Here is a 12,881-nt window from a genome sequence, read left to right as displayed (position 1 = left end):
GCCGCGCCGCCGTGTGGCACGCCCTGGTGCCCCGACGTTCACCCTCCGTTGGGGCGGCGGGACTACCGTGGGGCCCATGCCGCGCATCTTCGCCCACCGGGGCTCCTCCGCCAGCTACGCCGAAAACACCAGGGCCGCCTTTGAACAGGCCCTCCTGGACGGTGCCGACGGCATCGAAACGGACGTGCACCTGAGCGCGGACGGTGTGGTGGTGTGCCATCACGACGCCACCCTCGGGCGCACGAGCAACGGCTCCGGCTCCGTGCGCGAGCTGAGCCTGGAGCAGCTGCGCTCCTTCGACTACAGCTCCTGGAAGGGCGCCGAGCTGCCCGCGGCCTTCGGCACCGTCCAGGAGCAGTTCTGCACGCTCGCCGAGCTCGTCGAGATTGCCGCGCGGGCCGGCCGCGACCTGGAACTCGCGATCGAAACCAAACACCAGGACGGCGACGACCCGCGGCTCGAGGCCGCCGTGCTCGCCACGCTCGAGGGGCTCGGCTTCGACCCCGCCACGCGGCGCCGGGGGAACCTCACGGTCTCCTTCATGAGCTTCGAGCCGAACGCGGTGGATCGCCTGCTCGAGCGCGTCCCGCGCGAGGGGGTGTGCCAGCTCATCGAGGAGGTGGACGCGGACTGGATGCGCGAGGCCTTCGCGATCCAGCACCCCGACTTCCGTCCCCGCAGCGAGCCCGAGCGACTCTTCGCCGGTGCTGCGCAGCGCCTGCTGCGCGGGGACGCCGGCCTGGCCGGCCCGGGCGTCGACCTCGTCCGCGAGCTGGAAGAGGTGGCTCGCTTCTGGTTCTCCCGCGCCACGGCCCGGATTTGGACGGTGGACAGCCTCGAGGACGCGCAGTATCTGATCGGCCTCGGCGTGCAGGAGCTCACGAGCAACGTGCCGGCCCGCCTGCGCGAGCAGCTCGCCGCCGCCAACGCTTAGGGCCCCGCGTCGAGGCGCCGACACAAGACTTGGGTGCGCGGCTGCTTCCCGGGATGCTGGAGGGGTGAGTCGCCGCAGCCCCGTTGTTTCCCAGAGCCTGGGCCTCTCCGTGGCGACCGGCCTCTACGGCATCTCCTTCGGCGCGCTCGGCGTGGCAGCGGGGCTGAACCTGTGGCAGGTCGTGGCGCTCTCGGCGCTCATGTTCACGGGCGGCTCGCAATTTGCCTTCATCGGCGTCCTCGCGGGCGGCGGGGGCGGTCCGGCGGCCTTCGGCGCGAGCGCCCTGCTCGGGGTAAGAAATGCCGTCTACGGCATGCAAATCAACGCGCTGGTCCGGCCCGGGCGAACCCCTCTGGCCGCCCACGTCACGATTGACGAATCGACGGCACTGGCGCTCTCGCAGGACGACCCGCGCGAACGCCGGCGCGCGTTCTGGCTCACCGGCGTCGGCATCTGGTTGCTCTGGAACCTCTTCACCACGGTGGGCGCCTTGGCCGGTCAGGCCATGGGGGATCCCAAGGCCTGGGGGCTCGACGGCGCGGCCGTGGCGGCCTTCCTCGGACTCCTCTGGCCCCGGCTCAAGGGCCGCGAGCCCTGGGCGCTCGCCGTCGTGGCCGGCCTCGTGACGGCGCTGGCCGCTCCTGTCCTCCCGGCCGGGCTACCCCTCCTCGTGGCGGCCGTGGTCGCCGCGGCGTGGGGCCTTTGGGTGCTCGAGCCGGGCAATGGCCGGACGCCGCGCGTGTGGAAGCGGGGTCAGGCATGAGCCTCTGGTGGTGGATCCTCATCGCGGCGGCCGTGGCCTACGCGACCAAGGTGGCCGGCTACCTCGTCCCGCGGCGCTGGCTCGAGTCCGGACGTGCCCTGCGCGTGGCCGGGTGCCTGACGATCGGTCTGCTCGCCTCGCTCACGGTCACCAACGCCTTCGTCTCCGGCTCCTCCGTGGTGCTGGACGCCCGGCTCGGTGCCCTCGCCGCGGCGGCCGTGGCGCTGCTGCTGCGCGCGCCGTTCCTCGTGGTGGTGCTCTCCGGGGCCGTCGCCGCGGCGCTCCTGCGCCTGGCCGGCTGGGGCTAGGCCCCGCCCGGCTCGGCCGACCCCGCTCGCCACGCCAACCGCGCTCGTTCCGCCAACCACGCTGGGTGGCGCCGCGGCGCGCCCGGCCGCCAGCGCGCCGTCGTGCCTTGCCGCCCGCGCCCGCGCGAGGTGAGGGGTCAGCGGCCGCCCTCCCCGCGCCGTCGTGCGGGGCTTCCGAACTGCGAAAAAACTCGCCGAATCCAGCCAAAACAAGGGATTTCGAGCGCCGGGCGTTCTCGCATGATGCATCCGACGGGATTTGTCGCCGTTTCGACATCCAGTGGTAACTGACCGTGCGGTAGGCTCTGCCTCACGTCATTCTGTGGCGTCGCTCACAATTTCCTGTGCGCGGGCTCCACACGCACACAACCCTGGAGGAAACATGACCAGCTTCGGCACGCGTCGTGGCCTGAAGGCTGCCGCCGCCACTGTGGCCGTGTCCGCCCTGCTCCTGACCGGTTGCGCCTCGCAGCGCGACGAGGGCGGGGCCAGCAACAGCGCGGGTAGCACCGGTTCGTCGGGAGGCGGCACCGCCGCCGTCGACTCGACCTTCACCTTCGCCTCGTCGTCCGACCCCAAGTCGCTCGACCCGGCCTTCGCCTCCGACGGCGAGTCCTTCCGCGTTTCCCGCCAGATCTTCGAGGGTCTCGTGGGCACCAAGCCCGGCACGGCCGATCCGGCCCCGCTGCTCGCCGAGAAGTGGGAGTTGGGCGGTGAGGGCACGAGCTACAAGTTCACCCTCAAGTCCGGCGTGAAGTTCCAGGACGGCACCGAGTTCAACGCCGAGGCCGTCTGCAAGAACTTCGACCGCTGGTACAACTTCAAGGGCATCCAGCAGTCCGAGGGCGTCGGCTACTACTACAAGTCGCTCTTCCAGGGCTACGCGGACAAGGACACCGACAAGGCCGTCTACAAGTCCTGCTCGGCCGACGACGCCACCACGGCGACCGTCACCCTGACCCGCCCGTGGGTTGGCTTCATCTCCGCCCTGTCCCTCCCCGCCTTCGCGATGCAGTCGCCGACGGCCATGGAGAAGTACAAGGCCGACGAGACCGCCGGCTCCGCCGACGCCCCGAAGCTCTCCGAGTACGCCCTGGGCCACCCCGTGGGCACCGGCCCGTTCTCCTTCGTTGAGTGGAAGAACGGCGACCACATCACCCTCGAGGCCAACAAGGACTACTGGGGGGAGCAGGGCCAGGTGCAGAAGATCATCTTCCGCGTCATCTCCGAGGCCCCGTTCCGCAAGCAGGCCCTCGAGGCCGGCAACGTCGACGGTTACGACCTCGTTGGCCCCGCCGACCTCAAGTCCCTCAAGGACAGCGGCAAGACCCTGATCAGCCGCGATGCGTTCAACGTCCTCTACCTCGGCATCAACTCCGCCGAGAAGGAGCTCTCCGACGTCCGCGTGCGCCAGGCGATCTCCTATGCCATCGACAAGGAGCAGATGATCAAGCAGGTGATGCCCGAGGGCACCAAGTCTGCGATCGAGTTCATCCCGTCCTCCGTCCGCGGCTACACCGAGAACGTCGAGAAGTACGAGTACAACCAGGAGAAGGCCAAGGAGCTGCTGAAGGAGGCCGGCTACCCCGACGGGTTCACGACCACCTTCTACTACCCCACGGACGTCTCCCGCCCGTACATGCCGACCCCGGCCGACACCTTCACCAACATCTCCCAGCAGCTGGCCGAGGTGGGCATCAAGGTGGAGCCCAAGCCCATGAAGTGGACCGAGTACACCTCGTACGTCCAGGGCAACGACAAGCACGGCCTGCACCTGCTCGGCTGGACCGGCGACTACAACGACCCCGACAACTTCGTTGGTGTCTTCTTCAACGGTGAGAAGCCCGAATTCGGCTTCAAGGACGACGCGCTGTTCAAGAACCTCGAGGATGCCCGCCAGATGAGCGACGAGGCCGCCCAGACCAAGAAGTACGAGGAGATCAACAAGCAGATCTCCGAGCTGGTCCCGGCCGTGCCGCTGGCCCACCCGGTCCCGACGCTGGCGTTCAACCCGCGCGTGACCTCCTACCCGGCCTCGCCGGTGCAGGACGAGGTCTACAACATGATCAAGCTGTCCAAGTAACACCAGGACAACGTGTTCGGGGTGCCCGTGCTTTCTGGGCGCGGGCACCCCGCCTCGTTCCTCTGACTCAGTAAAGGGTCATCGTGCTGAGATTCATCGCCAAACGACTGGGGCTGCTCGTCATCACCCTGGTCGGCCTCTCGCTCCTGCTCTTCATGTGGGTGCGCGCCCTCCCCGGTGGCCCCGCCACCGCCATGCTGGGCGAGAAGGCCACGCCAGAGGCCATCGAGGCCATCAACAAGGCCTACGGCTTCGACCGCCCCGTCTGGGAGCAGTACTTCACGTACATCTCCAAGGTGATGGTCGGCGACTTCGGCAACTCGACGCAGAGCCAGCGTCCCGTGCTCCAGCAGTTCGCAGATCAGTTCCCGGCCACCGCGGAGCTCGCGTTCTTCGCCATCCTCTTCGCCGTGCTGATCGGCATCCCGCTGGGCTACTGGGCCGCTCGCCACTACGGCAAGTGGCAGGACAACACCTCGGTGATCCTCTCCCTGCTCGGCGTGGTGATCCCCGTCTTCTTCCTGGCCTTCATCCTCAAGTGGATCTTTGCCGTGGAGCTGGGCTGGCTGCCCACCGACGGGCGCCAGGACATTCGCCTGGACGCCACGCACTACACGAACTTCTACGTGTTCGACGGTCTCATCACGGGCGAATTCGACGCCGCGTGGGACGCCTTCAAGCACCTCATCCTGCCGGGCATCGCCCTCGGTTCCATCCCGCTGGCCATCATCACCCGCATCACGCGCGCCGCGGTGCTCGAGGTGCAGGGAGCCGACTACGTGCGCACCGCCAAGGCCAAGGGCATGACCAACAAGATCCTGCGCAAGCGTTTCATCCTGCGCAACGCGATGCTCCCGGTCGCCACCACGGTGGGCCTGCAGCTCGGCCTGCTCTTTGCCGGCGCCGTGCTGACGGAGACGGTCTTCGCGTTCCAGGGCATCGGCTACGGCATCGCCCAGGCCATCTCCAACGCCGACTACCCGGTGCTGCAGGCCTACATCATCTTCATCGCGCTCATCTACGCGGTGATCAACCTGGTCGTGGATCTCCTCTACGGCGTCATCGACCCGAGGGTGCGTGTGAAGTGAGCGCGAACATTCCGGATCCGAACCAGCTTCCCGAGCAGCTGCCCCCGGCCGCCGACCGCGCCATCGACGCGGTGGTCCTCACGGGCCCGCCCGTCATCGAGCCGGAGCAGGCCGAGCAGCCCGCCCCGGCGGACAAGGGCGACACCCGCCACGCGGACCGCGGCACGTCGCTGTGGGGCGAGGCCTTCCAGCGCATGCGTCGCAGCCCCATGGCTATCGTGGGCGCGATCATCATCGCCCTCTTCATCATCGTGGCGCTGCTGGCCCCGTGGATCGCCCCCTACGGCGGCGAGGCCACGCCCGGCCGCAAGCTGGTGACCCCCACGGACATCCCCGGCATCGGCACCCCCGGCTACCCGCTGGGCCTGGACAACTTCGGCGGCGACGTCCTGTCCAAGCTGATCTGGGGCGCCCGCTCCTCGCTCCTGGTGGGCGTGATTTCCACGTGCATCGGTCTGCTGGGCGGCATGCTCCTCGGCGCCCTGGCCGGCGGCTTTGGCGGCTGGGTCGACACGGTCATCATGCGCGTCGTGGACATCCTGCTCTCCGTGCCGAACCTGCTCATGGCGGTGTCCATCGCGGCCATCGCGGGGCAGACGCCGTTTGCGATCATGATCGCCATCGGTGCGGCGCAGATCCCCGTGTTTGCTCGCCTGCTGCGTTCCTCGATGCTGCAGCAGCGCGGCGCCGACTACGTGCTGGCCGCGCAGACCTTGGGGCTCTCGCGCTCCAAGATCACCATGAGCCACCTGCTGCCCAACGCCACGGGCCCGGTCATCGTCCAGGCCACCCTGGCGCTGGCCACGGCCGTCATCGACGCAGCGGCGCTCTCCTTCCTGGGCCTCGGCGGCGGCGTGCCGCAGACGGCCGAGTGGGGCCGCATGCTCACGGTGGCGCAGAACTTCCTGTCCTCGGCGCCGCAGCTCGCGTTCCTGCCCGGCCTCTGCATCGCCATCACGGCGCTCGGCTTCACCCTCTTGGGTGAGTCGCTGCGCGAGTCCTTGGACCCCAAGGCCCGCAAGCGCTGATCCTTCCGCGCATCAGCGCGGAGCCTCGGTTTCCCCTCGGAACGCCGCCCGGCCCCCGTCCACCCGCGCAGGGTGGGCGGGGGCCGGCTCGTTGGCCCCGGGTGGGCGGGGCCGGTTGCTTGCCGGCGGGTGCCCGACGGCGCGGGGCCGGCCGGGCGGGCCGTGACCTACGGTTCGATGAGGTTGGGCGCGAAGCGGCAGTAGTAGTCCGTGATGGGCCCGTCCGACTCGCGGATGCCCACGCCGAAGGACTCCTGGTTCACGATCCAGGACCCCAGCACCGGGTGGTTGGGGCCGGCCAGGCCGGGGAAGTTCGGCAGCTCGTGGTACTGCTGGAACACCCGCTCGCCGCCGCGCCCCGGGCGCCGGTACTCGGCGCCGTTGGCGGTCTCGACGCCGTCGCGCACGATCTTGATGCCGTCGCCCTCGCGCCCGAACACGGGCTTGATGACGAAGTCCCTCATGCCTTCGGGCGAGCCCACGTAGGCGGGCAGCAGGTTCGGGTGGCCCGGGAAGAGGCGCCACAGTGCCACGAGCAGCAGCTTGTTGGAGAGGAACATCTTCCACGGCGGCTCGAACCAGTTCGGGATGACGCCGGGGTAGTCCAGGAGCAGCTTCCCGAAGTGGTCGCCGTTCTCCCCGGACATGATGTCTTCCCACGGGTAGAGCTTGAAGATGTTGCGGATGGTGGGCTGCACCGAGCCGTCGCGCGCCGGGCCGCCGCCGAGCAGATCGGTGGAGTGCATGGGGTTCTCCGGCATGCCGACGAACTCGTGGCGGTCGAAGTTCCAGCCGATCTGCGCCATCTCGATGCTCGTGGTGCGCCAGCCGGCCTTCTGCGCCATCTCGGCCATGACAGCCACGGTGCTCCAGTCCTCGCCGGAGGGGTCGTCGGCGGAGTAGCCGTAGAAGAGCCGCCCGCCCGTGCCCTGCTGGAAGGAGCGCTGCAGCAGCACACCCCAGCGCTCGATCAGCGCGTCGTAGATGCCGTTCCACTGATCCCACGCGGGGCTCAACTCACCCATGTTGATGCGATCCTGGAACCAATCCCACTGCGTGATCGCGGCCTCGATGAGGCCCGTGGGGGTGTCCCCGTTGTACTCGAGCATCTTGGCCGGGGAGCCGTCGCCGGCGTAGGCGAGGTCGAAGCGCGCGTAGACGTCCGGCGCGTTTTCATCCAGCGAGCGGCGGGCCAGCTCGAAGCCCTCCTCGCTCAGGCCCAGCGTGCCGAGCTCGCCCGTGGCCATGTAGCGGGCCGCCTCGAGGCACATCTGGTGCAGTTCCTCGCTCTGGCGCTCCAGCTCCTCGACCTCAGGCAGCGTGAAGACGTACGCCGCGCCGTCGTTCCAGTACTCCACCGGACCCACGCCCGGCTTGTGCGAGGTGGAGTAGATGAGGCCGGAACGGTTGATGCTCTCGCGCCAGTTCAGGCGCGGTTCCAGCTCGATCCGCCTCATCCGCCGAAGCCGCCCTTGCCGGAGCCTCCGAAGCCGCCGCGGGCCGTGCCGCGCGCAAAGGTCTCGCCCTTGGAGGAGACGCCGCTGCGTGCACTCTTGCCGTCGGGCAGCGTGGAGGTGCCGCCCGTGGCGCTCTCGCCCACGGCCGGGACGCGCGTGCGGGAGTTGTTGCCGAGGAAGAAGAAGTAGGGCATGTAGGAGTGCCCGTGATAGCCGCGCCCGGAACCGGACTCGTTGCACTTCTCGTCTTCGACACGCTGCTGCGTGGTGGTGTCGCGGCAGATGCGCGCGTACTCGTCCGAGGTGTCGGTGGCGCCGTTGCCGCAGCCCGTGAGGGTCGTGGCGAGCGTGGCGGTCACGCCGATGGACACGGCCACAGAGGCCCTGCGGCGGGTGGTGGTGCTGGGCATGGGTGCTGACTCCGAAGCGGACCCGGGTCTGCCTGACAGGCGACGCCGCCGGGTCACCACACGGCGTCGAACACTGTGAGGCTACCAGCCGCCGGCGCGCCGCCCGCGGCCAAGATCTTCAGTCGCCTTCACCCGGGATGTAGCGCCGCGTGACCGACATGTCGTTGTCCCCGAGGCCCGCCGCGCCGATACGGGCGAAGGTGGCCTCGAGGGCCGGGAGCGCCTCGGCGTTCGTTCCCGTGGCCTCGGCGACCTCGAGGCCGCAGCGCAGGTCCTTGAGGAGGTACTTGGCGGCGCCGGAGGGCGAATCGTCGTGTTCCACGAGGCGCTGCTTGCGGGTGGTGAGCAGGCGCGAGCCGGCGTAGCCGCCGTCCAGCAGGTCCCACATCGCCTGGACGTCGAGGCCGGAGCGTTCGGCCAGCACGGTGGCCTCGCCGAGGGCCAGGATCGTCGCGGAGACGACCAGCTGATTGCAGGCCTTGGCCACCTCTCCGGCGCCCACGGGGCCCAGGCGCACGGGGCTGCCGCACGGCGCGAGGGCCCGGGCGGCGGCAGCGCAATCGGCCTCGCTGCCGCCCATCATGATGGAGAGCGTGCCGGCCACCGCGCCGTCCACGCCGCCGGAGACCGGCGCTTCGACGAGCCGCGCACGGCCGCCGGAGGCCGCCTCGACGCGTTCGGCGAGGGCGCGCACGGCCACGGCGGAGCTCGTGGAGCCGATGAGGATCAGGAGGTCCGTTGAACGCTCGGTGACCCGGGCAAGCAAGCCGGGCACGGCGCCGTCGGGCCCTCCGAAGAGCACGGCCTCGGCCTCGGGGACGTCGGGGAGCATGAGCAGGACGGCGTCGCAGGCTGCGGCGAGCGAGGGGTAGTCGGCGTGCCACGTGGCGCCGGCCTCGACGAGCGCGGGGCGCGGCGAGCGGCCGGCCGCGTGGACCTGGCCGTGGCCCTCGAGCAAGCGCAGCGCCATGGGCTCGCCCATGGCGCCCAGGCCGATCACGCCGACGCGGGGGACGGTGGGGTGGTTCATGCGTCCTCCTAGGCTCCCGGGTGTGATGTCATCTCATCACGGGATACCGAAAAGCGCGGGGGGGATGACGGTGGACGGATCACGCGGCCTGACCATGCCGGGCAGTGAGGCCTGGGGCACGACGCCGCGCGGGTACCTCCGCGCCGAGCTCACCTCGGGCGTGGGCTCGGGCGAGGCGGCCTGGACGGCCGCCGGGGCGGCCCTCCTGGAGTGGGGCGTGAAGACCCGCAGCGGTTTCTCCGTGACCCCGCCCGGAGTGGCCGTTGCCGGCGCGCGGCCCATGATCGTGGTGCGGGCGCTCGGGGTGAGCGTGCGCGAGCCGGTGGAGGTCGCGGAGGTCGTCAGCACGCCGCTGCGCGTGGCCCTGGCCTACCGGACCCTGCCCGGGCATCCGGTGCGCGGCGAGGAGGCCTTCATCCTGCATCGGGCCGCTGAAGGCGGGGAGTTTTCGCTGACCCTGCGCTCGCTCACGCGTCCCTCCGACCGGTTCGGGTGGGCGCTCGCCTTCCCCGCGCTGCTCGCGGCGCAGGCCGTGGTGCGGCGGCGCTACTTCAGGGCGCTGCGCGAGCGCTGAGGGCCGGACCGTTGGCGACTCCTTGCCAACGTGGCAGAACACTGATTCAGTAGGCGATGCATTCTGCACACTGTCATCTTTGCTTGAGGTCTGGGTCCGCGTCGCGTTCGGGGGAACGCGGGGCCCGAAGGGGGGTTGTCATGCCTGGTCGTCACGTCGCCGCGCCCGCGTGGCTGGCAGTCGGCCCCGTGCGCCACGGGGCGCGCCAAGGGGCACGCTTCGCCGCATGGGGCGCGATTGCCGCGGCGGTCGTCGCCGGAGCCGCGCTGAGCGCCATTCCCGAGCAGGCCTCGCCGTCGGCCGAGGCGGCCCCGCCGTCCGATCCCTTGGGCCTGCCTTCTGACGCCGAGGCCGTGAACACCCAGCCCGCGCAGCTCCAGGCATCCGTGGTGCGGGTGCTCGGGGCGAGCGGCGGGGCCGGGGAGTCCGCCGGTTCAGCCGAGGGCGGCTCGGCTGACGCGGGTGGCCAGGGCAGCGGGGCGGCCCCGGCTGGCACCGCGACGCACGGGCGCGCGGGTACTGCCGCGCCAGGGAAGGGACGCGCCCCGTCGTCCGCGGCGGTCCGCCCCGCCACTGCCACGGGCTCTTCGGGCCCGGGGAGCGGCGCTGGGCGGCCCAGCGCGGGCAAGCCCGCGCCGATCAAGCCCGCCCCCGTGAAACCCACTCCGAGCAAACCGGCGCCCTCGAAGCCGGCTCCGGGCAAGCCCGCGCCCAGCAAGCCCGCGCCCGTGAAGCCGGGTGACGGATCCTCGAACAACGGCTCGACCACCGGCTCCAAGCCAGGCAAGGGCAACGGCCACGGCAAGGGCCACGGGAAGGGGAACCCCTACGGTTCCGGGAAGGGACAGGGGAAGGGGCACGGCATGGAGAAGGGCCAGCACCGGTCCCAGGGTAAGGGCCAGGGCAAGCACGCCGATCGCGGGGCGCAGGGCCGCGCGGCCGATCGTTCCGAGGGCGGGTCCTCGCGCGGCGGCAAGCACGCCGATCGCGGGCAGGGCGGCAGCGGCAAGCACCGCGGCTGAGCGGTGCTGCCGCGCCTTGGCCGGCCTACTCTGTGGCCGAGGGAACCGCCTCGCCCACGCCCCAGCCGTACGCGAGCTTGTGTGCCTCCAGCACGAAGAACGTTTCGGTGCTCGCCACCCCGGGTACTTTCTGCAGGTGCTCGAACATGAACTCCGCGTAGTGGCTGACATCTTTGCAGACGACCTCGACCATGACATCAAAGCTGCCCGTGGTGAGCACGACGTAGCTCGTCTCGGGGAACTCGCTCAGTGCGGCACACACGGCGCGGCCCGTTCCGGGCTCGCACCGCACACCGATGAGGGCGAGACGATCGAAGCCGATGTTCAGTGGATTGGCGATGCCCACGATCTGTAGCACGCCGGATTCCTCCAGGCGCTGGACTCGGTAGCGAACCGACGAAGCGGGGACGTTGAACTCCTCGGCGAGGGCGCTGAAGGGCTTGCGTCCGTCCTTTTGCAGCGCGGCGATCAGCTTGCGATCGAGCTCGTCCAGCGCGGGCGGTGCCGGCTGGCGGTTCTCTTCCTTCACGGGGACTCCTGACGGATGAAAGGGTGCCATGGGGTGCGTGAGCCCCCGCATCCGAGGATACGGGGGCTCACAGGATCTGCCGGGACGATCAGTCGCCGATGTGCAGCACGCCGGTGCGCAGATCCGTCATGTCGTGCAGGGTGTAGACGCCGCCGATGCGGCCCCAGCCCGTGCCCTTGCCGCCAGCGCCGCCGAACGGCATGTTGATGTCCCACCAGCCATTGGAGTCGTTGACGACGACCTGGCCGGTCTCCAGCTCCTCCATGAAGCGGAACGCACGGTTGATGTCCTTCGTGAACACGGCGGACTGCAGCCCCAGCGCGTCGGCGTTGGCGATGCGCAGGGCGTCGTCGTCGTCCTTGGCGGTGATGATCGGGAGCACCGGGCCGAAGGACTCCTCCTTGGCCAGCAGTGAGTCCTCGGTGACGCCGTCCACCACGGTGAAGTTGTAGTAGAGGTCGGTCGGGAAACCCTCGGCGCGGCCGCCGCCCACGAGGATGTCGAAGCCTCGCTCGCGGGCATCGGCCATGTGGCGGTCCATCTTGGCGGCGACGCCCTCGTTGTTGAGGGGGCCGAGGTTGGTGTCCTCGGAGAAGGGGTCGCCCAGCTGGACGGTCTTGGAGTACTCGAGGACGGCGGCAACAAAGGCGTCGTGCGCGGCCTCGACAACGATGACGCGCTCGGTGGCGCAGCAGACCTGGCCTGCGCAGTAGAAGGCGGAGTCGACGGCAGCCTTGGCGGCGCGCTTCATGTCCGCGTCCTCGAGCACCACCACGGGGCCGTTGCCGGAGCACTCCATGACCGAGCGCTTGAGGCCGGCGGTCGCGGCGATCTTGGCGCCGGTGGCGGAGGAGCCGATGAAGCCGATCGCGTGGATGCCCTCGTGGGCCACGAGCTGGGAGCCGAAGTCACCTTGGCCCGGCAGTACGCTGACGAGCCCGGCGGGGAGCCCGGCCTCGACGAGGCACTCCATGGCGGCGAGCACGGTGAGGGACGTGTGCGTCGGGGGCTTGACGACGAGCGCGTTGCCCGTGGCGAGGCCCGGTGCCACAAACTCCGTGAACATCAGCAGGGGGAAGTTCCAGGGGGTGATGATGCCCCAGGTACCCACGGCCTCGCGGCGCGTGAACATGCGCTTGGTGGTGTCGGTGGACGGGAGTGTCTCGCCGTACAGACGCACGGCGTCTTCGGCGTGCAGGTGGAAGAGCTGCGCAGCCTCGTTGATGTCGGCGAGGGATTCGCTCAGCGGCTTGCCCTGCTCCAAGGTCTGCAGGCGGGCGAGTTCCTCGGCGCGCTCGGAAAGCTTGTCGCCGATGCGGTGGCAAATCTCGGCGCGCTGCCACACACCGACCTTGCGCCAGGCGCGCTGTGCCTCGTTGGCGGCGGCCACCGCGCGGTTGAGGTCCTCGGCCGTGGGCACCGGGAGGGCCGCAACGACCTCGCCCGTCGCGGGGCTGACGATGTCCACCCGCTCGGTGCCGGTGCCGTCGCTGTACTCGCCGGCGATGAACAACTGGGGGCTGGCGTTCAAGGTCTGCATGCTGCTTCTCTCCTGAGGGGACGAAGGGGAATGCCGCCACGCTAACCCCGCGATTGTGATCCAGGCAATAGTTGGTCGTAAGATTTTGCGGATTCGACATTGTTCTGCCAAAACT

The 12,881-nt window shown here is 70.0% G+C and carries 13 protein-coding genes; 8 read left to right on the top strand and 5 right to left on the bottom strand.

Annotated elements, in window-relative coordinates; all coding sequences use genetic code 11:
* The first annotated feature begins 76 nt into the window (after positions 1–76).
* From DWB68_RS03090 to DWB68_RS03065, 6 genes are all read left to right on the top strand, one after another.
* A complete protein-coding gene (locus tag DWB68_RS03090; RefSeq protein WP_119423673.1) occupies positions 77–934 on the top strand; it encodes a glycerophosphodiester phosphodiesterase in 858 nt (285 codons plus the stop codon).
* A 64-nt stretch (positions 935–998) separates the two neighbouring features.
* Positions 999–1,697, top strand: coding sequence for an AzlC family ABC transporter permease (locus DWB68_RS03085; RefSeq protein WP_119423672.1), 699 nt, complete (start codon positions 999–1,001; stop codon positions 1,695–1,697).
* Positions 1,694–2,005: an AzlD domain-containing protein gene (locus DWB68_RS03080; RefSeq protein WP_119423671.1), complete on the top strand. Its 312-nt coding sequence runs from the start codon at positions 1,694–1,696 to the stop codon at positions 2,003–2,005. Before DWB68_RS03085 ends, DWB68_RS03080 begins: the two co-directional genes overlap by 4 nt.
* Positions 2,006–2,387: 382 nt before the next feature.
* Positions 2,388–4,088 carry an ABC transporter substrate-binding protein gene (locus tag DWB68_RS03075; protein ID WP_119423670.1) on the top strand — a complete coding sequence of 567 codons (1,701 nt, stop codon included), beginning with the start codon at positions 2,388–2,390 and terminating at the stop codon, positions 4,086–4,088.
* Between the two features lie 83 nt (positions 4,089–4,171).
* Positions 4,172–5,176, top strand: a complete 1,005-nt coding sequence (locus tag DWB68_RS03070; RefSeq protein ID WP_119423669.1) for an ABC transporter permease — start codon at positions 4,172–4,174, stop codon at positions 5,174–5,176.
* A 95-nt stretch (positions 5,177–5,271) separates the two neighbouring features.
* Complete coding sequence (locus tag DWB68_RS03065) at positions 5,272–6,204, top strand: ABC transporter permease (protein ID WP_407645637.1); 933 nt, start codon at positions 5,272–5,274, stop codon at positions 6,202–6,204.
* A gap of 167 nt (positions 6,205–6,371) precedes the next feature.
* On the opposite strand, the gene DWB68_RS03060 is transcribed toward DWB68_RS03065, so the two are convergent.
* The 3 genes from DWB68_RS03060 to DWB68_RS03050 all read right to left on the bottom strand — a co-directional run bounded on the left by DWB68_RS03060 (position 6,372) and on the right by DWB68_RS03050 (position 9,101).
* Entirely contained in the window at positions 6,372–7,661 is a 1,290-nt protein-coding gene (locus DWB68_RS03060; protein WP_119423668.1) for a glutathionylspermidine synthase family protein, read from the bottom strand.
* Entirely contained in the window at positions 7,658–8,071 is a 414-nt protein-coding gene (locus DWB68_RS03055) for a tRNA-dihydrouridine synthase (protein WP_119423667.1), read from the bottom strand. Before DWB68_RS03055 ends, DWB68_RS03060 begins: the two co-directional genes overlap by 4 nt.
* A 118-nt stretch (positions 8,072–8,189) precedes the next feature.
* Positions 8,190–9,101: an NAD(P)-dependent oxidoreductase gene (locus DWB68_RS03050; RefSeq protein WP_119423666.1), complete on the bottom strand. Its 912-nt coding sequence runs from the start codon at positions 9,099–9,101 to the stop codon at positions 8,190–8,192.
* Positions 9,102–9,165: 64 nt separating this feature from the next.
* Between DWB68_RS03050 and DWB68_RS03045 the strand changes: the two genes are divergently transcribed.
* On the top strand, positions 9,166–9,675 hold the full coding sequence (locus DWB68_RS03045) for a DUF1990 family protein (protein WP_119423665.1): 510 nt from the start codon (positions 9,166–9,168) through the stop codon (positions 9,673–9,675).
* 140 nt (positions 9,676–9,815) lie between these two features.
* Entirely contained in the window at positions 9,816–10,697 is an 882-nt protein-coding gene (locus DWB68_RS03040; protein ID WP_119423664.1) for a hypothetical protein, read from the top strand.
* A gap of 25 nt (positions 10,698–10,722) precedes the next feature.
* Here DWB68_RS03040 and DWB68_RS03035 read toward each other — a convergent pair whose 3' ends face one another.
* Positions 10,723–11,226, bottom strand: a complete 504-nt coding sequence (locus tag DWB68_RS03035) for an Lrp/AsnC family transcriptional regulator (protein ID WP_233548578.1) — start codon at positions 11,224–11,226, stop codon at positions 10,723–10,725.
* An 88-nt stretch (positions 11,227–11,314) separates the two neighbouring features.
* On the bottom strand, positions 11,315–12,766 hold the full coding sequence (locus DWB68_RS03030) for an aldehyde dehydrogenase family protein (RefSeq protein ID WP_119423662.1): 1,452 nt from the start codon (positions 12,764–12,766) through the stop codon (positions 11,315–11,317).
* Positions 12,767–12,881 lie beyond the last annotated feature (115 nt).

It is taken from the genome of Galactobacter valiniphilus (assembly GCF_003575975.1).
Lineage (GTDB): Bacteria > Actinomycetota > Actinomycetes > Actinomycetales > Micrococcaceae > Galactobacter > Galactobacter valiniphilus.
The sequence above is the reverse complement of the archived record's forward strand: the minus strand, read 5'-3'. Positions and strand labels throughout refer to the sequence as shown.

What these genes read in the sequence shown, in the direction of transcription:
- DWB68_RS03090 (WP_119423673.1), top strand. Translation starts at nt 77, where the DNA reads ATGCCGCGCATCTTCGCCCACCGGGGCTCCTCCGCCAGCTACGCCGAA.
- DWB68_RS03080 (WP_119423671.1), top strand. Translation starts at nt 1,694, where the DNA reads ATGAGCCTCTGGTGGTGGATCCTCATCGCGGCGGCCGTGGCCTACGCG.
- DWB68_RS03075 (WP_119423670.1), top strand. Translation starts at nt 2,388, where the DNA reads ATGACCAGCTTCGGCACGCGTCGTGGCCTGAAGGCTGCCGCCGCCACT.
- DWB68_RS03060 (WP_119423668.1), bottom strand. Translation starts at nt 7,661, where the DNA reads ATGAGGCGGATCGAGCTGGAACCGCGCCTGAACTGGCGCGAGAGCATC.
- DWB68_RS03055 (WP_119423667.1), bottom strand. Translation starts at nt 8,071, where the DNA reads ATGCCCAGCACCACCACCCGCCGCAGGGCCTCTGTGGCCGTGTCCATC.
- DWB68_RS03050 (WP_119423666.1), bottom strand. Translation starts at nt 9,101, where the DNA reads ATGAACCACCCCACCGTCCCCCGCGTCGGCGTGATCGGCCTGGGCGCC.
- DWB68_RS03045 (WP_119423665.1), top strand. Translation starts at nt 9,166, where the DNA reads ATGACGGTGGACGGATCACGCGGCCTGACCATGCCGGGCAGTGAGGCC.
- DWB68_RS03040 (WP_119423664.1), top strand. Translation starts at nt 9,816, where the DNA reads ATGCCTGGTCGTCACGTCGCCGCGCCCGCGTGGCTGGCAGTCGGCCCC.
- DWB68_RS03030 (WP_119423662.1), bottom strand. Translation starts at nt 12,766, where the DNA reads ATGCAGACCTTGAACGCCAGCCCCCAGTTGTTCATCGCCGGCGAGTAC.